This window comes from Brevibacillus sp. IT-7CA2, assembly GCF_949767855.1.
Lineage (GTDB): Bacteria > Bacillota > Bacilli > Brevibacillales > Brevibacillaceae > Brevibacillus.
In genome coordinates this window covers 146,520-168,441 of sequence record NZ_CATKQT010000055.1, presented here as the reverse complement: position 1 = coordinate 168,441, position 21,922 = coordinate 146,520, and the positions used below count along the sequence as shown (strand labels likewise).

Here is a 21,922-nt window from a genome sequence, read left to right as displayed (position 1 = left end):
AGCTCAACCTCCGTTAGCCGGAGTAAAATTGCCCGTTCTTGCCGATCACTTTTACCCGGTCGCCCGTTTTCAAATTAGCGGCATTTCCTTCATCCGTATCAACGTGGAAATCAAGTGCAAACTGCGGATGTACACGAACGACTACATCTGGATAGATGATAGGACGATCGCTTTGCGTCGCCAGGATCAGCGTATCGCCATCCTTCACTTGATATTGCTCGGCATCTGCAGGAGACATATGAACGTGGCTCTTCGCTACGATTACGCCTTTGTCCATCACAACTGTCCCTTTTGCCGTTACTAGTACCATACCTGGTGTTCCTTCAATATCTCCAGACATACGCACAGGGGCATGAACACCTACTGCAAAGCCGTCTGTTCTGGAAATTTCCACTTGTGTCGCGCCACGAGCTGGTCCCAAAACGCGAACCCCGTTGATGCTGCCTTTTGGTCCCACGATGGTGACTGTTTCTTGGCAAGCAAACTGGCCCGGTTGCGACAAATCACGCATTGGCGTCAATTGATGTCCGGCTCCGAAAAGCTTCTCGACATCTGCTTGCGACAAATGAATGTGACGGTTAGATACGCCCAAAGGAATTTCTCGCACTGCCTCGGCAGCTTGATTGGTGGAAGGCTGCTGGTTCTGATCAACTTGTTTCACTTGAATCCCTCTTCCTTTCAAGAAATCTGCCGCTGCTGGTGTTATTTTATCCCCTTTCTCAACGAGAAAGGGGTTTGGAATACCTGACTTATGCATCGCTCTCAAGGATGCTTCTGTAATCACTGCCATAGGGATTTATTATCCTTCGAGTTTAGGCAGGATCAATTCAATGTCTCCATGAGGGCGTGGAATTACGTGAATAGATACGAGCTCTCCTACTTTTTCAGCAGCAGCGGCGCCTGCGTCTGTGGAAGCTTTTACTGCACCTACGTCACCACGTACCATAACAGTCACGAGACCGCCACCTACGTGTACTTTACCGATCAGTTTTACGTTCGCTGCTTTTACCATTGCGTCAGCAGCTTCAACTGCTCCTACCAAACCTTTTGTTTCTACCATTCCCAATGCGGACATTTCTCCAGCCATTTTCATTTCCTCCTTAATTATATCTCCAAAATTTTAGTGTTTTACGACATTAAGACGTCATTTCTGTTAACACGGATTTGATGATGTTTTTGATCTCATCGCGGCTCAAGCCAACATTCATGGAAGAGACAGCCTGTAGGACAGCTTCTTCCGCTTGTGTCGCAGGAGCTTGTGGTGCTGGCGTTGATTGTGGCATTTCTTTGATGCCAAACGCAACACGCTTGATGTTGAACATATGCTTCGCACCGATGTTATCGGAAGTGATGTTGCCCCCTAAAGAACCGCATCCAAGTGTAAACGCTGGTTGTACGCCAGTCGTTGCACCAATTCCTCCGAAGGTCGTACCCGTATTTACTGGAATTCTAGATGCTGGCATTGCTTGACCATACGCTGCGATGACATTGTCATCCTGGGCGTGAATACCCGCTGTATGTCCAAGACCACCATGCTCCAGCAATTCGCGGCAACGGGCAAACGCTTCGCTGTCGCCTTGAACCGTGTAGAGGGCAAGGACCGGAGCCAGTTTTTCAACGGACATCGGATATGCTTTACCTACATTGTTCTCCTCCGCAACCAGGACACGCGTATCAGCAGGGATGGTAATACCCGCCATTTGAGCGATCACATGCGGAGAGCGGCCAACGATCTTCGCGTTCAGCGAGCCGTTTATCGTGACGATGGCAGCTACCTTTTCCTTTTCTTGCTCGTTCAGGAAGTAGGCGCCTTCACGCTTCAGGGCAGCAATCAATTGGTGTTTGGTGGATTCCTCCACTACCAATGCTTGCTCAGAAGCGCAGATCGTACCATAGTCAAACGTCTTGCTCTGCACGATGCGCTTGGCAGCAGCAGCAAAGTCAGCACTGTGGTGGATGTAGACCGGAACGTTACCAGGTCCCACACCGTATGCAGGCTTACCGGAGCTGTACGCTGCGCGTACCATCGGCGTTCCGCCAGTTGCGAGAATCAAATTGGTCAGCTTGTGCTTCATCAATTCGTTTGTCGCTGGAAGCGTAGGCTTGGTAACGCAATGGATCAAGCCTTCTGGTGCTCCAGCCGCTACTGCCGCCTGTGCCATCAGTCGCGCTGCTTCCAGCGTGCACTTGGCTGCCGACGGATGCGGGCTGAAGACAATCGCATTTCTCGCCTTGAGGGAGACCATCGATTTATAGATAACCGTGGACGTCGGATTGGTGGAAGGCACGATACCAGCAACGATTCCGAATGGCTGCGCCACTTCCCACACTTTGTTCTCTTCGTCCTTACGGATGATGCCAACCGTTTTTACATCTTTCACAGATGCGTACACATCTTGAGCAGCAAACAGGTTTTTCATCCGTTTGTCCGCGATGTTACCAAAGCCTGTTTCTTCTACAGCCATAGCTGCGAGTCGATCTGCATGCTCCACGCCTGCTTTGGACAAGGCTTCGATGATTCTATCGACTTGTTCTTGGCTGTAAGTAGCGAACTTGGCCTGTGCTTCCTTCGCTTGTGCGAGGTAGGTACGCACTTCCTGTATGGAATACAGATCAGCGTCGAGTGTCATTAGGCTTTGTCACCTCCGCCTTGTTTCTCTTCCAACAGACGAATGAGATCTTCTTTCTTCGCCATGTTGATTTCGTTCGTTGTCAGCGGGAAGTCCGCATACGAACGAGCCATCTTGCGCAGATCATTGATAGACTGATCTTGCAATTTGGTCGCTGGCACTTGGGCCGGCTCTGCCTTGACCTCTTCTTTTGCTTCCGGTTTCAGCAGGTTTTTAAGCATTTTTGGTACATTTTCGTCAGGACGTGGAATCACGTGTGAGTGCAGCAATCTTCCAACACGTCTCGCAGCGTCAGCGCCAGCATCTACTGCTGCCTGTACGGACGAGACATCTCCGATTACATACACGGTAACGATTCCTGCGTCCGCGCCTTCATAAGAGACAACTTTGACGTCAGCTGCTTTGGCAGCAGCGTCTGCGGCAGCGATGAGAGCAGGCAAGCCCAATGTCTCGATCATGCCGAGTGAATATGACGTAGCGCGCATTTACATTACCTCCCCTTCAAGAGGGAAATTCCCTATTATCGTTTGACAGGCTGTTGGGCGACACTTCTTACGGCATCGGCAAAAGCATCGGCGGCTGCCGTGCATGCCGACTGGCTGCCAGTGAGTAGCGCTCCCCCAAAGTTCGTTTCTGTTGGTGGACCAAAAAATTGAACCATTTCTACATCTGCAGCCTTGAGGGCGGCATCAATACCATACATGGCTTCCAGCGGTGGTGCGATCAAGTAGGCAAGCGGTTCACCTTCTCTGATACCCGCCAGTTGGGACAAATAGCTGCCCGTCCGCGACACAACATGGGCGTAATACGCATGCGTCCCTTCATCATTCAAAGAGTAAAAGCATGCTCCGCTCTCCATAAATGCAACGGCTGCATCCAGTCCGCTCTGCACCTCCGATGGCGTCGCGCCTCCGATCATCCCGATGAACTCGCCGGACAACGGTCCAGACGCATGGCCTGAGCCTGCATAAAACGACTTGGCATACACAACTTCTACCGCTGCACTTTTGGTCGCTTCGTCAATGGCTGTATACCCCACATCGTCAATCGTTGAGGTCAAAAGCCCCAGACTTCGGATATGAGAAGGCAGGTTCAGCTTCTCCGCAAATTGAGGATCGACATTGGGAATCAGTCGGATCGCAAGCGGCGTCGCTCGAATTGGTTTTTCCATGCGTGTCACTCCTTTCAAGACAACATCCCTGATCAAAAGCAAAAAAAGGTGCCTAAACACGAAAAAATAAGCCGTGTTCAAGGGCACCTTTGCCTTTTGATTATTCACTTGTGGGTCGAAGATTACACGCGATTTACGTGCTCTTTTACCTGTCTCTAATGTAGAACAAGGCAGGGAAAAATGCAAGCGTTTTCGGCATTCCGTCACTTTTCCATATTCCGGTCATATTACGGACACAAGCCCCCATTATCTTTGAGTTGTAGCCGAGACGGGCAAGCCCATCAAACAAGGCTCACCACTCATTTACAGAACCCCAAGGAGGAATTTTACAATGAAAAAGAAAATGGCAATGACAGTTATGGCTTTGGCAGTATCTGCAATGGCAGGTTCCGCGTTTGCGGCAAATGAACCAGCAAAAACGACTGGTTCTTCTGCTCCACTGAAAATGGTGAACACAGATGGTACAGATGCTCTTCTAAAACCGATTTTTAGTCTGGAGGAAATGGCGAAAGAAAAAGGCATCTCCGCAGAAGAGTTGATCGAGCAGCTTGAAAAAGAAGGAAAACTGACGAAAGCAACAGCTACCAGCAACCCAGACGGCACCATTCAGGGCTTCGCAGTCATTTCTCTCGATCCTGAAAACAAGGACGGCGGAGCATTCATCGCCCTGGACCCTGCTATGAATCTGGAAGAAATGGCGAAAGAAAAGGGCATCTCCGTAGAAGAGTTGATCGAGCAGCTTAAAGAAGAAGGCAAACTGGCAACGAATGTTTCCACGACAACAACTATCAATCTGGAAGAAGTAGCGAAAGAAAAAGGCATCACTGTGGAAGAATTGCTCAAGCAGCTTGAAAAAGAAGGCAAGATGACCACTGGTGAAGCAGCTTTCTTTACTCACCCTGCAATCAGTTTGGAGCAAATGGCAAAAGAAAAGGGCATCTCCGTGGAAGAGTTGATCAAACAGTTCGAAAAAGAAGGCAAGATCACAAAAGGTACAACAATCTCAGTACCTGCCATCAAAAAATAAACGTTGCCTTTCAAGCACACACGAAAACCTCTGACGGGAAACTGCCAGAGGTTTAGTTATGCCCTTCGCCATTTAACGGACACATAACTCCATTATGCTAAACAACTGAACAAGAACATTTTTACAAATGATGTAAGTCAAAATGATGTCTATCATTGCTATGATAATTACAAATTGACTTGAGATAGATAGGGAGGTGTTTCTTCGTGAAACGAATTCTACTCATCGAGGATGAAATGCCGATTGCCCGACTTGTTCAGGTCTACCTGGAACGGGCTGGCTATGAGGTAAAATGGAATGAGGGTGATCACGAGGCAATCCCGACTTTTTTCTCCTGGAAACCGGATCTTGTCCTGCTTGACCTGATGCTGCCCGATCATGACGGCTTGGATATACTCGATCAGATTCGCCAATACGGCAGCTGCCCTGTCATTATCATCACGGCGCGCGGTACCGTACCAGACAAGCTCCAAGGGCTAGCACAAGGTGCAGATGATTACATCGCCAAGCCATTTGATCCAGAAGAAGTGCTCGCACGTGTACAAGCTGTGCTCCGCCGTTCCTCTTATATCTCCGAAGCAGATACGATCAGACTCGGGACACTTTCCATAGATGTTACTGCCCAAAATGCCTTGATCGGGAAAACACCCCTTGCCTTGATGCCACGGGATTGGCAGCTGCTCGTTTTCCTGGCGCGACATCCGAACCAATGCTTTAGCCGCGATCAATTACTGGATCAAGTGTGGGGAATGGATTTTGAAGGAGGGGATCGTTCTGTGGATACCGCTGTGAAACGTTTGCGTAAAAGCTTGTTGCCTTGGCCGACTTCCGAAGGGGAGATTAGCACAATCAGAGGAATGGGGTACAGCCTACGTGTTTACTAAACGATTCTCTGCCAACAGGACTGCCGTGCCGCTCTTGCGCTACTGGACGTGGCGCTATGCCTTGATTTTATCGATCATTCTTTTTGGTATCGGCTTTTTTGGCATCTATTGGATTAACAAAGCAGCTACAGAACAACAGTTTCAAGTATTGGAAGCAAGAACAGAGTTGCTCGCTGATTCGTATACCAAGGTGTTGCTTGCCAAGGACACCTCGACTTCTTCTGTAAAGATAGAGGATTTGGCACAAACAACTGTAGGTATCTCCAATCAGGCTGTCACTGCTGTGACTGGCCCTGCGTCTCCGGCTATTCCTGACACCGCAACACCCGCAGCCACTACCGCCATGATCGCATTTCGAGTCATGCCGACTGTTCCAAGTGATCACGTGGTACAGATTTACGATGATGCAGGCAAGACGTTCAAGAAGGAAATGGTGAATCAGACGATGACCGCTACCATTGCGCAGTTGCCTACTCCTGCCCAACCGGTGGACAAAACGAAAGAAATACGGGAGGTTGTTGCCACAAAGGGAGCTACCTGGCTGCGTGTGGGTGTCCCTTACTATGAACACAATACAGTCGCAGGCACCTATTACGTCAGTACCCCCCTTAACAATGATTTGGTTCACACTTATATCACGATCATGGTTTCCATCGGAATCATCACTTTGTGCGGTTGGGCCATCGTCTATGTCCTGTCTCGCTCGTTAACACAGCCCCTGCGGCAGTTGGCAATAGCGGCAGAGCAAATATCCAGCGGAAATTATACGCCTTCCTTGCCCAATTCCTCCAAAATCAAAGAAGCAGAAATCAGTCAGCTGGTTCATTCCTTTGACGAAATGGCGAAACGGCTTGGACAATTAGAGCGGATGCGCACCGACCTTTTGGCTGGTGTGTCCCATGAGCTACGTACCCCTGTCACCTCGATCCGCGGGATGATTCAAGCGGTCAAAGACGGCGTAGTGAAAGGTGCAGATGCGGATGAATTCATGCAAATCAGCATGGACGAAGCCAAGCGACTCCAGACAATGGTCAATGACCTGCTCGATTTTTCCTCCATGGAAGCAGGTGAGGTATTCGCCGAGAAGCAGTCCATACAGATCGACAGCACATTGGATCAGATAGTCGCACAGGTGCAAGCCTTGCCCTCATTTGCCAACGTATCTGTGACAGTTAATCCGACTGGACAAGATACTGTATGGATCGGTGATGAATCACATGTCAAACAAATTTTGCTCAATTTATTGGGGAACAGTGCTGCCGCAAATGCAACGCAAATCAACATCGGCGTCCATAATCCGAGTGACTTCCTCTCCATCGATATAACCGACAATGGAAAGGGAATTCCTGAGTCAGAGGTTCCCTTCATTTTCGAACGGTACTATCGCGGAGATAGCAAACGGAAAAAGAAGCAAGGCCTGGGGCTGGGCTTGACGATCTCCCGCCTATTGGCAAAAACACACGGCGGCAATGTCGAATTGGTTCAAACATCTCCAGAAGGAACAACCTTTCGACTTACACTCGCCCATCCAGACTCGTCCGCATGAAAATGAACAGAGGAAGCAGCACTGATGAATCGTGCCGCTTCCTCTTTTACGTATGGGCCCCCTCCGGCACATGTGTGCGGATGAGATCCATGAAGATGTCCAATGCTTTGGTATGAAACTCTTCAGACTTCGTGACAAGCGAAAAATCACGGGTAACCGGTGTCCCCGTCACCTTCAATGTACAGAGCGTGCCAAGCTTGCGTTCTTTGCGAATGGCCCAATAAGAAAGCAGGCTGATTCCCAAGCCAGCCTCCACTGACTCCTTGATCACCTGTGTACTGCCGAACTCCATTCGCTTGTGCGGTGTGAATTGCAGTTGGCGAAACATTTTTTCAGCCGCTTCCCTCGTGCCTGACCCTTCTTCCCGTACAATCCACGTTTCCTTCATCAGCTCGTCAATACTGACCTCCGACTGCCCGGCCAATCGATGCTCTGGGGAAGCAATCAAATACATACGATCATCAGCAAACGGCTCTACGCACATTTTTTCGTCCACATACTCGCCCTCAACAATCCCGACGTCGAGTTGTCGCTTCGCCACCAGTTCAGCAATGACGGTGGAATTGTGGATCGTAATCGTGGGGGTAATCATTGGGTAATACTGACGAAGACGGGCAATGACGTGAGGCAGCACATACTCTCCATACGTGTAGCTGGCGCCAATCGTCAAATGCCCGCTCGGTGTATTCATCAAATCATCCACAAGGCTCTGCATCCGCGTATACAAGCCCAAGATCTCTCGAGCGTGATGATAGACAATCTCCCCGGCTTTATTCAAGCGAACATATTTGTTGCTTCGCTCCAGGAGCTTTGTCCCTATCGTGCGCTCGAGCGCATGAATATACTGACTAACGGCAGGCTGCGTCATGTGGAGCTCTTCTGCAGCTCGGGAAAAGTTTTGTCTGTCTGCAACGGTCACGAACACAAGCAAATGCTGATCCAACTGCCTTCACTCTCCTTTCCACCACTAATCATTCATTTCACTTATGATCATTATCGCAATGATTTATTTTTCTTATTATAGCAGTTGCCGTATGCTGAGTTTGTAAAACTTTTCGAGGAGTGATGGCAATGGCAACTCAGATCAAAAGCAGCGTGCCATTGAATGAAAGCAATGCCAGCGTACAGCCCGCAAAAAACAACGAAAGCAAACCTGCATCCTTCTCGCTGTGGATAGCTGGAATCGCTTTTACTTTTTTCATCGCCCTGACAGGCTACGGCTTAGCAAAAATACCTGGCTTTCAACAGGTCGGCCCTCTCGCCTGTTCGATCCTGATCGCGGTCGCGTACCGGCATTTTCGTGGATATCCGGAGGCATTGCGATCAGGGATTCAATTTTCCGCCAAACGTTTACTTCGTCTGGCTATTATTTTGTACGGGCTCAAGCTCAATATCGACGTCGTCTTGAATCAAGGTCTCGGACTTCTCGTCTATGACGCTGGTGTCATTATTTTTGCCATTGTGGTTACGATGCTGATAGCCAAATGGTTAAAAGCAGACCCTTCCCTCTCCCTCATGCTCGGAGTCGGTACAGGTGTCTGTGGAGCAGCAGCCATTGCAGCCGTCTCCCCTATCGTTGCTGCCAAGGATGAGGATACCGCTATTGGGGTAGGAATGATCGCACTCGTCGGAACCTTATTTGCTGTTTCCTACACGATCCTTCGTCCATTCCTTCCCCTGTCCGCGGTCGAATACGGCATGTGGTCAGGAATTAGTCTGCACGAGATTGCCCATGTCGCATTGGCTGCTGCACCAGCGGGTCAAGATGGGCTAGCCATTGCACTGCTGGCAAAATTGGGGCGTGTGCTCCTGTTGGTCCCGCTCTGTTTTATCCTGATGGTTTGGATGAAACGCTCCGGGAAATTACAAAGTGGCACCAAGATTGAATTCCCTTGGTTCCTGATCGGCTTCCTCGCCATGAGTGTTTTTGGAAGCTACGTTCTCGGCACATCCATTCCTGTCTCAGAAGCGTTCCATAATGGTGTCGCCAATGTCACAACCTTTGTGCTCACCATGGCTATGGTCGGGCTTGGCCTCAATGTCGATCTGCGTGCATTGCGAACAAAAGCGGCGCGCCCACTGATTGCCATGAGTATTACCTCGATTCTTTTGTCGGTACTCTCCTTTGTATTGGTATAAATAGCTGTGGATAACCAAACATCCGAATTCGAACTCGCCGATTTCTTGATAATCGGCGAGTTTTTTTTGTGGATAAGGACAAACTTTATCCCCATATGTTGATAAAGATGTGTACATCTTTGCCGAGGGGGATCTATATGTCGAGAAAATGGTTGAGGAGACGACCGAACATCTTATTCATCATTGTGGACCAGGAACGCTTTCCCCCTGTTTATGAAGAGCCTGCGATACGTACATGGAGTGAGGATACACTCCACGCCCATGCTTTTTTGCGAGAGCATGGGTTGGAGTTCAAGCGTCACTACGTCGGCTCCACAGGCTGTTGCCCTAGCAGAGCTACCTTGTTCACCGGTCAGTATCCCTCTTTGCACGGCGTCACCCAGACCAGCGGCGTCGCTAAACGATCTCCCGACAGCGACATGTTCTGGCTCGATCGCAATACCGTCCCGACGATGGGAAATTATTTTCGCCAAGCGGGGTATCGGTGTTTCTATAAAGGCAAGTGGCATATATCCGATGCCGACATCTGGGTACCGGGCACCCACTTTCCTATCCCCAGCTATACCCCTATAACGGGAGTTCCTGATCCAGATAAAGAGCGCTTATACTTGCTTGCTGATCGGCTGGACGGCTATGGCTTTTCCAGTTGGATAGGGCCTGAACCGCATGGAATAGCGCCGCATAACTCCGGTTCGTCCGCAGCCATTGGAGTAAATGGTCGTGATGTGGTATACAGCAGCGAAGTCATAGAACTGCTCCATGCACTGGACCTGGAAAAAAACTCCGTTGAAAGTTACCATCCTTGGCTGATCGTGGCGTCTTTCGTCAATCCACATGATATCGCGATCTATGGAGATATCTCTGCTGGCACACCGTTTTTTCGCTTCCATGTGGATAAGTCTGTTCCCGCTGTTGCCCCGCCCCCTACTCAGCATGAATCACTTGCGACAAAACCGCGCTGCCAAGCGAGTTATCGGGAGGTATATCCACAAGCGTTCCAGCCCATTTCAGACCAAGCCCATTATCGAAGACTGTACTATCAGCTCCAGAAAAACGCCGATCGGGAAGTGATGCGTGTTCTTGAAGCACTCGCCTCCTGCTCGTTTTATCCCGAGACACTCGTCGTGTTCACATCCGATCACGGCGAGTTGTTGGGTGCTCACGGCAATCTGCATCAAAAATGGTACTGTGCCTATGAAGAGGCGATTCACGTTCCCCTCATTATCCACAACCCACTCCTTTTTCCACACGCAACCTCCACAGAGCTGTTAACCAGTCATGTGGATATTCTTCCGACACTACTCGGGATGGCTGGAGCAGACACAGATAGGCTTGGTGAGGAACTCACCTATACACATAGCGAGGTACGCCCTCTTGTCGGTCGTGATCTTACTCCCATCATCTTGTCCCATGATACGGAATCTATCTCCAGCGAGCCGATCTACTTCATGACGGACGACGATGTGACAAAAGGACAGCATCAAGTGAGCGTGCAGCATCAACCCTATGACTCTGTCATCCCTCCGAATCGGATTGAAACTGTCCTCGCCTACATGTATTCCGCCGGGCACAGCGCTTTATGGAAATACTCCCGCTATTTTACTGAGGATGTATACAACCCCACGATGACTGATTACGAATTGTACAATCTCACGACCGATCCTTTGGAAACACGGAATTTGGTAATCCCCCTCTACAGAACCACACACTCGGAGCGCGTCCGCCTGAAAATGGAGTTGCTTTTAGAAGAACAACGAATCCAAAAACGACTGACACCCTTTTCGCACCCTTTTGCACACCTTCTGTCTACGTGAACTTCCCGGAACAACAGAAAAGCCCCTCAATTTTTGAGGGGCTTTTCGTCTATCCTTTTCTCTTCACTATTCCTGTGCGGTCAATGCTTTTTCCAATGCTGCCATCGCTTCTTGTTCATCGACACCATCCGTGATCAGGGTAATTTCTTCCCCTTTTCCAATCGCTGCTGCCATAATACCCATGATGCTCTTGCCATTTACATTTTTCTCATTTTTGATGATTTTAATTTCGCTGGAAAATGACGTGGCCACCTTCACAAAGTTCGCAGCAGGACGTGCATGCAGGCCGTGTGCCAATTGAACCACTATTTTTTTCTCTACCATTCTGATACGCCTCCTTCGCTACACTCTCTCAAGCCATTCCTTCACGAACGCCTCTACTTGCGCAGAAGTGCTCATCTGTAAGATCGCATCAATCTGTTTCGCTGCGTCCTCCACGCTCAAACGACTCAGCAGTTGGCGCGCAGGCAAAATGCTCCCTGCACTCATACTAAATTCATCCAGACCCATGCCCAATAGAATCGGGATCGCGATTGGATCGCCCGCCATTTCCCCGCACATGCCGACCCATTTGTTCTGCGCGTGCCCTGCTTTAATGACGTTGTGCAGCAAGCGCAAAACGGCAGGGTGGTAAGGCTGGTAGAGATACGCGACCTTCTCGTTCATACGGTCGGCTGCCATTGTGTATTGAATTAAATCATTGGTTCCAATGCTGAAAAAGTCAACTTCGCGTGCAAATTGATCGGCCATCAGTGCCGCAGCAGGGATCTCAATCATGATACCCACTTCGAACTGATCGGATACTACAATTCCGCGATCTACCAATGATTTTTTCTCTTCCTCCAAAATCGCTTTCGCCTGGCGGAACTCCTCCAGTGTCGCAATCATCGGAAACATGATTTTCAAATTACCGTGTACACTTGCGCGCAATAGAGCACGCAGCTGCGTACGAAACAGTTCTTGGTTGTCGAGACACAACCGGATGGCGCGATGTCCAAGAAACGGGTTCATTTCTTCTGGCAGAGCCAAGTAAGAGAGATGCTTGTCCCCGCCAATGTCCAATGTGCGAATAACCACTGGGCGGTCGCCCATATGCTCCAGCACGTGCTTGTACGCAATGTATTGCTCATCTTCCGTCGGAAAATCATTGCGTCCCATGTACAGAAATTCAGTGCGGAACAGCCCGACACCTTCAGCACCATTGGCGTTTGCCCCAGCGACATCTTCAGGACTTCCGATATTGGCGGCAAGCTCGACATGATGATTGTCCAACGAGAACGTTTTATTGTTCACAAGCTTCGCCAGTTCGGCTTTTTGCGCTTCGTAATCCGCCTGCTTGCGTTTGTAGACAGCGATCTCCTCTTCACTCGGGTCGATAATCGCGATCCCTTCATGCCCATCGAGAATGATGAGCGTCGCGGGCTGAACTGCACGAGTAATCCCTTGTGTTCCGACAACAGCAGGAATCTCCAGAGAACGTGCCATAATCGCAGAATGCGAGGTTCGTCCACCAATATCCGTGACGAAACCTTTGACATAGCGACGGTCTAATTGGGCCGTATCGGAGGGCGTCAAATCATCCGCTACAATGATTACTTCCTCTGTCAGCTCACCAAGTCCTGCAAACGGTACCCCGAGCAAGTAAGAAAGTACGCGTTTGGTCACGTCACGAATATCTGCTGCTCTCTCCCGCATGTATTCGTTGTCCATTTGCTCGAAAAGTCCGATGAATGCTTGCGCGACATCATTCAAGGCACTTTCAGCGTTTGTCTTTTCGTTTGAGATTTTATCTTTGACGGTATCGACCAGTTCCGGGTCTTCCAAGACGAGCAGGTGAGCTTTGAAAATGTCTGCATGATCCGTCCCCATCTCCCGCTCCACGCGCAGAACGATGTCCTCCAAATCATTTTTTGCTCGAGCCAACGCCTCATGAAAGCGTTGGATTTCACTCGCCGGATCTTCAATCGCTACGGTATTGATCTGTAAATCGGGCGTTGTCAGTAAAAACGCCTTGCCAATGGCTATACCTGCTGAAGCTTTTACACCTGTGATCTTTTGGGACATCGTAACACCAGCCTCTCTCAATGGCTACCTGACCATTCCTTCAATCTGCGTGCCTGTGCGCGCACGATCTCCTCAAGAGGATGACCTGCCGGAATGCCGGTACAATTGTGTAATGTATTTTCCCATCCAAACTCTTTCAGGCTTGCTTGTATCCGTGCGGACTCCGCATCCTCGGGATAGTCGAATGCCAGTGCCGCTGCAATGACCAGACCTAAATACTCTGGATTCATTCCTTTTTCCATGCATTGCAGCGCTGGTCCGACCAAACGATCATGCTGCGACAGCTTGCGGATCGGCGAACGTGCCACCCTGACGATATCGTCCGACAGCAGTGGATTGGCGTATCTGCCGAGGATTTTTTCTACATACTGCCCATGAACTTGCGGGTCAAATCCGTACTTGGCAGCAAGCAGTGCACCTGTCTCCTGAAGAGCCCCGCGTGTCGCCTGAACAATCCGGTTGTCTCGCATCGCTTCATCAATCGTTTTCATCCCCAACTGATACCCCAGGTACGCGATGACCGCATGACCTGTGTTGACGGTAAACAGCTTTCTTTCGATGTACGGCGCAAGATCCTCCACATAGGTAACGCCCTCAATGGACGGGACTTCTCCAACCATCTGCGACGAATCTACCACCCATTCGAAAAACGGTTCAACCATCACCAGAAGCTTGTCATCATGCTGCTGCAAAGGAACAATCCGGTCTACAGCTGCATTGGGGAATCCGATCCATTGTGCTGCCTCTGCTTGAACCGATTCCGTCAGATACTCATACACATGCTCTTTCAGTTTCTCGCTGCCGCCAATCATGTTTTCGCATGCAATCACATTCAGTGGCTTCGCATAAACAGAAAGTCTCCGGGTAATGCCGGCTGCGATGGCCCCTGCAATGTGCGGAAGAATGTTAGGACCAACTGCCGTCGTAACCAAATCGGCAGTTGCGATCGCTTCAGCTACCGCCGTTACATCCTGACCATTTATCGCTCGAACTCCTTCCACGACCGACTCCGGTTTTCCTGTTGTTGCTAGTTGCACGCGATACATTTTTCGCTCATTCAGCTCATCGACCAAAGCCGCATTGACATCCACAAACACAATTTCATAGCCAGCCTTTTGTAACAGTTGCCCGATAAAGCCTCGCCCAATGTTCCCTGCTCCAAAATGTACAGCTAGCATAGGGGATTACACCTCCTCGGAGAACATCGTGATGATTTCTTCCGCCGAAGCCGCGTTTACAATCCGCTTGACGTTTTCCTCCTCGGAGCAAAGAATTGCGATGTTCGAGAGCACCTCCAGATGCTCGTCTCCAACAGCAGCAATGCCTACCAGCAAGTAAGCTGTATTTCCTTCTCCAAAATCTACGCCCTCCGGAACCTGAATGATGGAGATCCCAGTGGATTGAATCTCTGCCTTGGATTCGTTCGTTCCATGCGGGATGGCTACGCCGCTTCCGATGTATGTGGTCGCCAACTGCTCGCGCTCTTGCATTTTCTCTAGATACGCCTCCGTTACGTGGCCTGCACGCACAAGCAATTGTCCTGCCAGTCTGATCGCTTCTTCTTTATTGGCTACCTTTGCATTCAACATGATTTTTTCTGCTGTCAGTATGTTTTTCATTTCGTTCTCTCCAATCCTATCTTTTTGAGGCAAAACGCATACATGTTGCCTGCTATATAATCAGCGATTTGCTGTGTTTCTCCTGTTTTCAAAACCGCTTGCATTTCTTCTTCAATCAAAAGGGAGCTGATCTCACTGAGTACTTCCAGCCCTTCCTTCGGCACTTCTTTCGGCCCTAAAAGTAGCAGAAGCATGTCAATGGATATCACTTCTTCATCCATCGAGCGAAGAAGGACGGGCTCTCGCAATTGGTGAAACGTAAAGGACGCCTTGTTCACTGCTTCATTTCTTCCGTGAAAAAGAGCCAAGGATGTTCCCGGAATCCCCAAACCGCCGAGCTTTTCCCGCTCGATCAACTGCTTGACTACCGGTTCGACCTCCTCGATCGTTCCACGCTCTTTCAGCCCCTTGCCGATTTGGCTCAAAAGCTGGGCGATGTCCTGTTCACGGTTATCCCATCTCATTCCCCATAGCCCATCGTAAAGCTCATTGGCATACGCAGCGTAGTATTGCATGGCCCTTAGTTGTTCGATGGATTGCTGTCCTGCCGGAACCAGCTGACTTTTCTCCTGATGAGATCGTTTCTGACTCGTCGTGTGCAACTGATATTTAATTTTTTGGATGTCGTCTGGCGGAAGCAGCGGGCTGACAACGACATATTCCGCTGGATCGAGCGACAATGGAAGGGTGGAAATGACCAAGTCATATTCCGTTGCTGGAACCTCTTCCAAATCGAACATGGACAGATTTTTCAAGCTGACGATTTCCGGTATTTCTTTTTTGATGCGCGTTGCCAAAATCTTGGAGGAGCCGATTCCGCTGGAGCACACCACCAATGCCCGGTACCACTGCTGCTCATGGCGCGTTCTCTCCAATGCCGCACCAAGATGCATCACCAGGTACCCGATCTCTTCATCTGGAACCTGTAGCTCTGGCAAAATCGTATGGACTGCTTCACTTGTTACGGTAAATAGCTCAGGATAGTTTTGCTTGATCTGCTCGAGAATCGGATTGCGAATCTCCATCTTCCGCTGTAATCGGTACAATGCTGGCTCCAAATGCGTCAACAGACCATGGAACAGCGAGGCGTCATTGCCAAGCGGTATGTCCAAGCGTTCTTCGCAGGCTTGAATGAAGCGTTTCGTAATGACCATGAGCTCTGTATTTTCCGGCCATACCTGGTCATCCGGGGAATGCCGCAGCTTGGCCCCCCGCAAATGCATCGTAATATAGCCGATCTCATCTGCTGGAATCTCCATTTGGAAAATCTGCTTCAGCCGATCCATGATGTTGCTGGCAATTTCGTATTCGGGAGTTCCAATCAATTCACTGAGGGTATTCTCGTCAAAATGAATGCCTTCCCCTTTTTCAATCCGTTCCATGGCCAATGCCAAATGCGTGACCAATCCGAGATAGGCGCTGTCTGCCAAAGGATAGGGAAGCTCCTCGTCCAGATGGCTCAATGCATTCTCGACCTTGATCAGCTTTTCCCGGTCAATCAAGCCAAGCAGCCGTTCTGATATCGAATCGATGTCTCGCAGTGCCTTGTTTTGAATATTTTCTTTGATAATCCCAATCAGCTCGTGATCGTCCAGATGCTCGGCAATCAGTCTGCTGATAGCCCGTCGCTTGGATGACTCTGTACCTTGCAGCTCTACGCCGTACCCTCTTTTTCGCAAGAGTGACAGATCGTAACGAGCAAGCATGGTCTCCAAATCATCCAGATCATGGCTGATGGTCGCTGTCGTCACTTTCAAATCGATCGCCAGCGAAATCAGCTTGACTGGCTCCGATGCTTCCAGGAGCGCGCACAGGATGATGGCCTTACGTTCCTGCACGGTGTACTCCTTCGTCATGTGATGCAGGACAGACATTCTGAGCGCACGCTTTTGCTCGTCAGCCCCCACCACTTCAAGCCCTGAACCTGTTTTTCTAACTAACTCCAGTTCAAATTCGTCAAACAAGGAAGCCAGCGCATCCAATTCTCGGTGAACGGTACGGCCGCTTACACCAATCTGTTCGGCGATCGAACCCACGGTAACTCCTTTTTGTTCCTTCAATAAAATCTCGATAATAGATCGCTGTCGAGAGGATACATGCATGTCTTCGTTCCCTCCTCAACGCCAAAGAGGGAAGACGCTAGCTCTCACTAGCGTTGATTCCCTTTACCCCAGGCGTTTGACCAACTTGTCATACTCGGGACTATTCAAGAAATTTTCAATGGAGATATGCTCGGCAGAAGGCGCTTTAACCTGCGCTCTTTCTGTTAGAGACTTGTGCGTAATGACGATATCAGCGTCACCTGGAATATCGTTGATCGCCGTATTGATGACCGTAATCTCAGTCAGGCCCGCATCCTTGAACTTTTTGCGCAAGGACGCCGCTCCCATCGCACTGGAGCCCATTCCCGCATCGCAAGAGAAGACGACTTTCTTCAGGTCAGCAGCAGCTACCTCATGCTTCACTGGAGCTTCTACCACTTCTTGTTCCTGCGCTTTTTTGCCTTTCATCTCTTGCATTTTTCCGGTCGCTTTTTCCAGTTCATCTTCGTCTGTCTTCGCGCTCATTTTCAAGAGAGCAGACGCGATGAGGAAGGACACGACAGTCGCTGCCAACACACCAGCTAGTACCGGTAGCAATCCACCACGCGGTGCCATTGCAATCAAGGCGAAGATACTACCTGGAGACGGTGGCGCCACCAAGCCTGCACCAAGCAGCGTGAAGGTAAACACACCAGCCATCCCGCCACCAATAGCCGCCAGAATCAGACGAGGATTCATCAGCACATACGGGAAGTAAATTTCGTGGATACCCCCGAAGAAGTGAATGATGACAGCACCCGGCGCCGATTGCTTGGCACTGCCTCTGCCAGCAAGCCAGTATGCCAACAATATTCCCAGACCTGGCCCCGGATTGGATTCAAGCAGGAAGAAAATCGATTGCCCCATCTTCGCCGCTTCATCCAGACCGATCGGGCTCAAAATACCGTGGTTAATCGCATTATTCAGGAACAGAATCTTCGCTGGCTCGATGAAAATGCTGGCAAGCGGCAGCAATCCTGCACCTACAATGACTTCTACACCCGCTGCAAGCGCCTTGCTCAAGCCTACAACGACAGGCCCAATTGCTTGGAAAGCCAAAAGCGTCAGTAACCCGCCAACAATACCCGCGGAAAAGTTATTCACTAGCATTTCAAAGCCGGAACGAATTTTTCCTTCGAACAACTGGTCCACTTTTTTCATGACCCAGCCGCCCAAAGGACCCATGATCATGGCTCCCAGGAACATCGGGATGTCTGCACCTACGACAACTCCCATCGTAGCGACGGCACCTACGACCCCACCTCGAACATCATGGACCATCTTCCCGCCGGTATAACCGATCAGCAATGGCAGTAAATACGTAATCATCGGTCCAACCAGTTTGGCCAAATTTTCGTTAGGCAGCCAACCTGTTGGGATGAATAAAGCGGTAATCAATCCCCAAGCGATGAAAGCACCGATATTTGGCATCACCATCGCACTCAAGAACCGTCCAAACTTTTGTACCGAGACCCGTATTCCACCCGAAGAGTTTTTTGTTTCCACGCTCTCCATACTGCACCCTCCTTTACCCCTATTTATGAGATGTTGACATGATTAAAATGATAATGTGTACACCTCAAATATAAAGCGTTTTCATAGGAGGTAACAACAAAATCAAAGCGCGAATTTGTCTGACTCGTTGTTGCCAAAACTTAATTGCCCATAGGAAAAAGACCTCTGCCCAGTTGCAGAAGCCTTCTCCTTACAAATTTTCCGATTCAACCTTGATCACTTTTCCGGTCTTCACATCGACATCGATCTCAAACACCTGATTTTGCTCGGTGAGAATAATAATTTCATACGCGAGAACACCTTCGTCTTTTTCCAATTCAACATGGACAACCCGCCCTTTTACCTGCTGCAAGGCGATTCGTATGGCGTCCTCTTTGGTAATGTCTGTTGGCTCGATAATCGCAGAAATCTCCTTCGCTTGATCAAGGGAATGTCCAGTTGCATGAACCGACATCCCCCCACCCAATACGGCGAGCCAAATACCAGCCCACTTTCCAATGGCTGTTTTCCTCATGCGTGCACTCTCTCCCTGCGCGAAAAATCCGTGCCAAAACACTCCTAGTTTGTCACAGATCACCCTAAATATTCGCAGGCAGGTCAACATGAAAAAAAGACCGATGCGCACAAGTGCACACCAGTCTTTGCTTACAATACCGCTCGATTCTTAGCTGCGTGGTGAACGAGATTCGCCACTGCGTGGACGGGAGTCACCGCTGCGTGGACGAGAGTCACCGCTGCGTGGACGAGAGTCACCACTGCGTGGACGAGAGTCACCACTGCGCGGACGAGAGTCACCACTGCGTGGACGAGAGTCGCCATTGCGTGGGCGAGATGGACGCTTTCCACCAAAACCGGAACCGGAACCGAAGCCACCTTTTCCTTTTGGAGGTAGCTTTTTCTTACCTACACGAAGAGGAGCCTCTTCTGTCAGGCGAACAGGAGTCATATCTGGTTCTTTGGTCAACAGCTTGAGTGCTGCGGATACGAGTGTTACGGAATCGACATCCTCCAGCAATTGCTCTGCCAGCGTTTTATAAGGAGACAGATCGTCTCTTCCAGATGCTTCGAGAATTTTGTCTACCGTCATCTTTTGTTGACCTTCCAAAGCCTCAGCCATCGAAGGAACCGCACGGCGCTCCATGCGACGGTTCGTTGTACGCTCAATCAGACGCAGATGGTCGATTTCACGGGAAGTCACAAACGTGATTGCCAGACCTGTTTTACCAGCACGTCCCGTTCTACCGATACGGTGAACGTAGCTCTCGGAGTCTTGTGGAATATCAAAGTTAAATACATGCGTTACACCGCTGATGTCCAAGCCACGTGCAGCCACGTCAGTCGCTACCAGCACTTCGATCGTACCTTCCTTGAACTTGCGGAGCACGCTGTCGCGTTTCGCTTGGTTCAAGTCACCGTGGATACCTTCTGCACCATAACCGCGCTTGGTCAGGGCTTCGGACAGCTCATCAACTCTGCGCTTGGTTCTACCGAAAATGATAGCCAGCTCAGGGGAGTGAATATCCAGCAAACGGCACAGTACATCGAACTTCTGCTTTTCAGCTACTTCCATGTATTCCTGTGCAATGTTTGGCACGGTTACTTCTTTTGCTTTCACTTGAATTATGGTTGGTTCGTTCATGAACTGTTGCGCAATTTCCTGGATCGCTCTCGGCATCGTAGCAGAGAACAACAGCGTTTGACGATTGTCTGGAACCTCTTTCAAGATTTCCTTGATGTCGTCGATGAAACCCATGTTCAGCATTTCATCCGCTTCATCCAAAATAACAACCTCAATGGCATCCAGACGAATGGTTTTTCTTCTCATGTGGTCCATGAAACGACCAGGTGTTGCTACGATGATTTGTGGACGTTTTTTCAACGCTTTGATTTGACGCGTGATGTCTTGACCACCATAGATTGGCAGAGCAGAGATGTTTTTAAATTGGGCAATTTTATTAATCTCTTCTGCAACCTGAACAGCCAGCTCACGTGTTGGAGTCAAAACAACCCCTTGAATATTTCCGCTTGTTTCATCCAAGCGTTCAATCAGTGGAATACCAAATGCAGCAGTTTTACCAGTACCTGTTTGTGCCTGACCGATCAGGTCACGACCTTGCAGTGCTACAGGAACCGTTTGATCCTGAATCGCTGTAGCCTCTTCGAAGCCCATGTTGCTCAACGCTCTAACAATGGAGTGATGTAAGCCAAAATCATTAAAAGTCGCCAATGAATGTCAGTCTCCTTTATCAATACCTTCATCTATAAAATTCTCAAAAAAAAGGGCACTATTCCTTACGATCCGGAACATGCCCTTTTATCCCCGATTGTACGTAGCACCCTAAAGAACATAGCTGTAATCGTACCATGCAATGACTGAAAAAGCAAACTGCATATATACCCAAATTGCCTGATTTTTTTGCTGATTACATCCTGTAAAGATAACAAAGCAGCCCAGGATCAGGCTGCTTGTCTGTCATTGGATTATTTTACCCATTTCTTGTAAAGCTCATCAAACATTCCTTGCAGTTTCATCTCGTCCATCCACAGATCCAGGTAGTTAGCGAAGATGGTGTCTCCGCGATGGATCATGTACGCTTTTTCACTCTTCGTGAACGGATTGTCGGTCAGAGCTGGATACAGGCGGGAATCTGCTTTGGAATACACAATCGCTTCCAGCGTATCTGTGATCATCACATCGTACTTACCGCTTGCTACCAGACCAGGAATGTCGAGGTTGTTTTGTTCAACTGTTACAGTTGCTTTTGTCAGATGTTCACGAACGAATTTTTCGTTGGTGCCACCTGGATTCACACCAATGCGCACCTCTGGCTTGTTGATGTCTGCTACACTCTTGTACTTGTCTTTGTCTTCTGCACGAATGAGCGGAGCTTTACCGAACATAATATAAGGATCGCTCATGTGTGCTTTTTTCTGGCGGTCTGTGTTGCGCGTAACGCCTCCAACAGCAATATCGAATTTATTTGCCAAGAGATCGTCCATCAGTGTCGGCCAAGAGGTTTGGACAAAACGCGCCTCTACTCCCAGGCTTTTTGCGAATTCTTTCATCGCATCGATATCGTAACCTTCGAATTGGTTTGTTTTTGGATTCAAATATGTAAACGGTTTGTAGTCCCCCGGAGTACCTACGAGGATGTAGCCTCTCGCGATGATTTCATCCAAACGGGATTCAAACTTCTTCGCTTGCGGTTTTTTAGCAGTTTCAGCAGCTACGGTTGTGACAGGCTTAACCGCTGTTGCGGCAAAAGCACCTGTTCCTGATGTCATGAGCATTGTTGCAGCGAGTGTGCTCGCCAAGATTGTTTTTGTAAATTTTTTCATCTGGTTTCTCCTCCTGTTAAACGGTAATGAATTTAGTAATCAGAAACAAACTCCATCATCCCTTAATGGCATCCCCCCTTTCAAAAAAAGAGG

At 49.3% G+C, this 21,922-nt stretch carries 20 protein-coding genes; 5 read left to right on the top strand and 15 right to left on the bottom strand.

What is annotated here, in order from left to right; translation table 11 throughout:
* Positions 1-13 precede the first annotated feature (13 nt).
* Genes pduL through eutL form a run of 5 tightly spaced genes read right to left on the bottom strand, consistent with a single transcriptional unit; the run spans position 14 to position 3,801 of the window.
* Entirely contained in the window at positions 14-790 is a 777-nt protein-coding gene (pduL, locus tag ACM6JA_RS30740) for a phosphate propanoyltransferase (protein ID WP_414855456.1), read from the bottom strand.
* A 9-nt stretch (positions 791-799) separates the two neighbouring features.
* Positions 800-1,087 (bottom strand): ethanolamine utilization microcompartment protein EutM, encoded by a 288-nt coding sequence (gene eutM, locus ACM6JA_RS30735; RefSeq protein ID WP_007720104.1) that lies wholly within the window; start codon positions 1,085-1,087, stop codon positions 800-802.
* A 49-nt stretch (positions 1,088-1,136) separates the two neighbouring features.
* Positions 1,137-2,630 carry an acetaldehyde dehydrogenase (acetylating) gene (locus ACM6JA_RS30730; RefSeq protein ID WP_414855455.1) on the bottom strand — a complete coding sequence of 498 codons (1,494 nt, stop codon included), beginning with the start codon at positions 2,628-2,630 and terminating at the stop codon, positions 1,137-1,139.
* Entirely contained in the window at positions 2,630-3,115 is a 486-nt protein-coding gene (locus ACM6JA_RS30725) for a BMC domain-containing protein (RefSeq protein WP_289675068.1), read from the bottom strand. Before ACM6JA_RS30725 ends, ACM6JA_RS30730 begins: the two co-directional genes overlap by 1 nt.
* A 35-nt stretch (positions 3,116-3,150) precedes the next feature.
* Positions 3,151-3,801 carry an ethanolamine utilization microcompartment protein EutL gene (gene eutL, locus ACM6JA_RS30720; protein ID WP_173603969.1) on the bottom strand — a complete coding sequence of 217 codons (651 nt, stop codon included), beginning with the start codon at positions 3,799-3,801 and terminating at the stop codon, positions 3,151-3,153.
* A gap of 331 nt (positions 3,802-4,132) precedes the next feature.
* Here eutL and ACM6JA_RS30715 point away from each other — a divergent pair, with 331 nt between their 5' ends.
* The 3 genes from ACM6JA_RS30715 (at position 4,133) to ACM6JA_RS30705 (ending at position 7,258) form a co-directional block, all read left to right on the top strand.
* Positions 4,133-4,828: a hypothetical protein gene (locus ACM6JA_RS30715; RefSeq protein ID WP_414855454.1), complete on the top strand. Its 696-nt coding sequence runs from the start codon at positions 4,133-4,135 to the stop codon at positions 4,826-4,828.
* Positions 4,829-5,034: 206 nt separating this feature from the next.
* Positions 5,035-5,712: a response regulator transcription factor gene (locus ACM6JA_RS30710; protein WP_414855453.1), complete on the top strand. Its 678-nt coding sequence runs from the start codon at positions 5,035-5,037 to the stop codon at positions 5,710-5,712.
* Entirely contained in the window at positions 5,702-7,258 is a 1,557-nt protein-coding gene (locus ACM6JA_RS30705; protein WP_234125896.1) for a sensor histidine kinase, read from the top strand. The genes ACM6JA_RS30710 and ACM6JA_RS30705 overlap by 11 nt, the downstream gene beginning before the upstream one ends.
* A gap of 46 nt (positions 7,259-7,304) precedes the next feature.
* On the opposite strand, the gene ACM6JA_RS30700 is transcribed toward ACM6JA_RS30705, so the two are convergent.
* Positions 7,305-8,201: a LysR family transcriptional regulator gene (locus ACM6JA_RS30700; RefSeq protein ID WP_015893794.1), complete on the bottom strand. Its 897-nt coding sequence runs from the start codon at positions 8,199-8,201 to the stop codon at positions 7,305-7,307.
* A 128-nt stretch (positions 8,202-8,329) separates the two neighbouring features.
* Here ACM6JA_RS30700 and ACM6JA_RS30695 point away from each other — a divergent pair, with 128 nt between their 5' ends.
* Both ACM6JA_RS30695 and ACM6JA_RS30690 read left to right on the top strand, forming a co-directional pair.
* Positions 8,330-9,397: a YeiH family protein gene (locus ACM6JA_RS30695; RefSeq protein WP_414855452.1), complete on the top strand. Its 1,068-nt coding sequence runs from the start codon at positions 8,330-8,332 to the stop codon at positions 9,395-9,397.
* A 137-nt stretch (positions 9,398-9,534) separates the two neighbouring features.
* Positions 9,535-11,211 (top strand): sulfatase-like hydrolase/transferase, encoded by a 1,677-nt coding sequence (locus ACM6JA_RS30690; RefSeq protein WP_414855451.1) that lies wholly within the window; start codon positions 9,535-9,537, stop codon positions 11,209-11,211.
* Positions 11,212-11,277: 66 nt separating this feature from the next.
* Here the strand turns inward: ACM6JA_RS30690 and ACM6JA_RS30685 are convergent, their stop codons facing one another.
* From ACM6JA_RS30685 to ACM6JA_RS30645, 9 genes are all read right to left on the bottom strand, one after another.
* Complete coding sequence (locus ACM6JA_RS30685; RefSeq protein ID WP_414855450.1) at positions 11,278-11,535, bottom strand: HPr family phosphocarrier protein; 258 nt, start codon at positions 11,533-11,535, stop codon at positions 11,278-11,280.
* An 18-nt stretch (positions 11,536-11,553) separates the two neighbouring features.
* Entirely contained in the window at positions 11,554-13,275 is a 1,722-nt protein-coding gene (gene ptsP / locus ACM6JA_RS30680; RefSeq protein ID WP_414855449.1) for a phosphoenolpyruvate--protein phosphotransferase, read from the bottom strand.
* 17 nt (positions 13,276-13,292) lie between these two features.
* Positions 13,293-14,453, bottom strand: coding sequence for a mannitol-1-phosphate 5-dehydrogenase (locus tag ACM6JA_RS30675; RefSeq protein ID WP_414855448.1), 1,161 nt, complete (start codon positions 14,451-14,453; stop codon positions 13,293-13,295).
* Between the two features lie 6 nt (positions 14,454-14,459).
* Positions 14,460-14,894 carry a PTS sugar transporter subunit IIA gene (locus ACM6JA_RS30670; RefSeq protein ID WP_007724990.1) on the bottom strand — a complete coding sequence of 145 codons (435 nt, stop codon included), beginning with the start codon at positions 14,892-14,894 and terminating at the stop codon, positions 14,460-14,462.
* Positions 14,891-16,996 carry a BglG family transcription antiterminator gene (locus ACM6JA_RS30665; protein WP_414855447.1) on the bottom strand — a complete coding sequence of 702 codons (2,106 nt, stop codon included), beginning with the start codon at positions 16,994-16,996 and terminating at the stop codon, positions 14,891-14,893. The genes ACM6JA_RS30670 and ACM6JA_RS30665 overlap by 4 nt, the downstream gene beginning before the upstream one ends.
* A gap of 63 nt (positions 16,997-17,059) precedes the next feature.
* Positions 17,060-18,490, bottom strand: a complete 1,431-nt coding sequence (locus ACM6JA_RS30660; protein WP_414855446.1) for a PTS mannitol transporter subunit IICB — start codon at positions 18,488-18,490, stop codon at positions 17,060-17,062.
* A gap of 190 nt (positions 18,491-18,680) precedes the next feature.
* On the bottom strand, positions 18,681-19,004 hold the full coding sequence (locus tag ACM6JA_RS30655; protein WP_007724997.1) for a PepSY domain-containing protein: 324 nt from the start codon (positions 19,002-19,004) through the stop codon (positions 18,681-18,683).
* Between the two features lie 150 nt (positions 19,005-19,154).
* Positions 19,155-20,717 (bottom strand): DEAD/DEAH box helicase, encoded by a 1,563-nt coding sequence (locus ACM6JA_RS30650; RefSeq protein ID WP_173619853.1) that lies wholly within the window; start codon positions 20,715-20,717, stop codon positions 19,155-19,157.
* Positions 20,718-20,971: 254 nt separating this feature from the next.
* Positions 20,972-21,829: a transporter substrate-binding domain-containing protein gene (locus ACM6JA_RS30645; RefSeq protein WP_414855445.1), complete on the bottom strand. Its 858-nt coding sequence runs from the start codon at positions 21,827-21,829 to the stop codon at positions 20,972-20,974.
* Between the last annotated feature and the right edge of the window lie 93 nt (positions 21,830-21,922).

Bases quoted from the DNA above. Each gene is read 5' to 3' on its own strand.
- pduL (WP_414855456.1), bottom strand. From the start codon at position 790: ATGGCAGTGATTACAGAAGCATCCTTGAGAGCGATGCATAAGTCAGGT.
- eutM (WP_007720104.1), bottom strand. From the start codon at position 1,087: ATGGCTGGAGAAATGTCCGCATTGGGAATGGTAGAAACAAAAGGTTTG.
- ACM6JA_RS30730 (WP_414855455.1), bottom strand. From the start codon at position 2,630: ATGACACTCGACGCTGATCTGTATTCCATACAGGAAGTGCGTACCTAC.
- ACM6JA_RS30725 (WP_289675068.1), bottom strand. From the start codon at position 3,115: ATGCGCGCTACGTCATATTCACTCGGCATGATCGAGACATTGGGCTTG.
- eutL (WP_173603969.1), bottom strand. From the start codon at position 3,801: ATGGAAAAACCAATTCGAGCGACGCCGCTTGCGATCCGACTGATTCCC.
- ACM6JA_RS30715 (WP_414855454.1), top strand. From the start codon at position 4,133: ATGAAAAAGAAAATGGCAATGACAGTTATGGCTTTGGCAGTATCTGCA.
- ACM6JA_RS30695 (WP_414855452.1), top strand. From the start codon at position 8,330: ATGGCAACTCAGATCAAAAGCAGCGTGCCATTGAATGAAAGCAATGCC.
- ACM6JA_RS30690 (WP_414855451.1), top strand. From the start codon at position 9,535: ATGTCGAGAAAATGGTTGAGGAGACGACCGAACATCTTATTCATCATT.
- ACM6JA_RS30685 (WP_414855450.1), bottom strand. From the start codon at position 11,535: ATGGTAGAGAAAAAAATAGTGGTTCAATTGGCACACGGCCTGCATGCA.
- ptsP (WP_414855449.1), bottom strand. From the start codon at position 13,275: ATGTCCCAAAAGATCACAGGTGTAAAAGCTTCAGCAGGTATAGCCATT.
- ACM6JA_RS30675 (WP_414855448.1), bottom strand. From the start codon at position 14,453: ATGCTAGCTGTACATTTTGGAGCAGGGAACATTGGGCGAGGCTTTATC.
- ACM6JA_RS30670 (WP_007724990.1), bottom strand. From the start codon at position 14,894: ATGAAAAACATACTGACAGCAGAAAAAATCATGTTGAATGCAAAGGTA.
- ACM6JA_RS30665 (WP_414855447.1), bottom strand. From the start codon at position 16,996: ATGCATGTATCCTCTCGACAGCGATCTATTATCGAGATTTTATTGAAG.
- ACM6JA_RS30660 (WP_414855446.1), bottom strand. From the start codon at position 18,490: ATGGAGAGCGTGGAAACAAAAAACTCTTCGGGTGGAATACGGGTCTCG.
- ACM6JA_RS30655 (WP_007724997.1), bottom strand. From the start codon at position 19,004: ATGAGGAAAACAGCCATTGGAAAGTGGGCTGGTATTTGGCTCGCCGTA.
- ACM6JA_RS30645 (WP_414855445.1), bottom strand. From the start codon at position 21,829: ATGAAAAAATTTACAAAAACAATCTTGGCGAGCACACTCGCTGCAACA.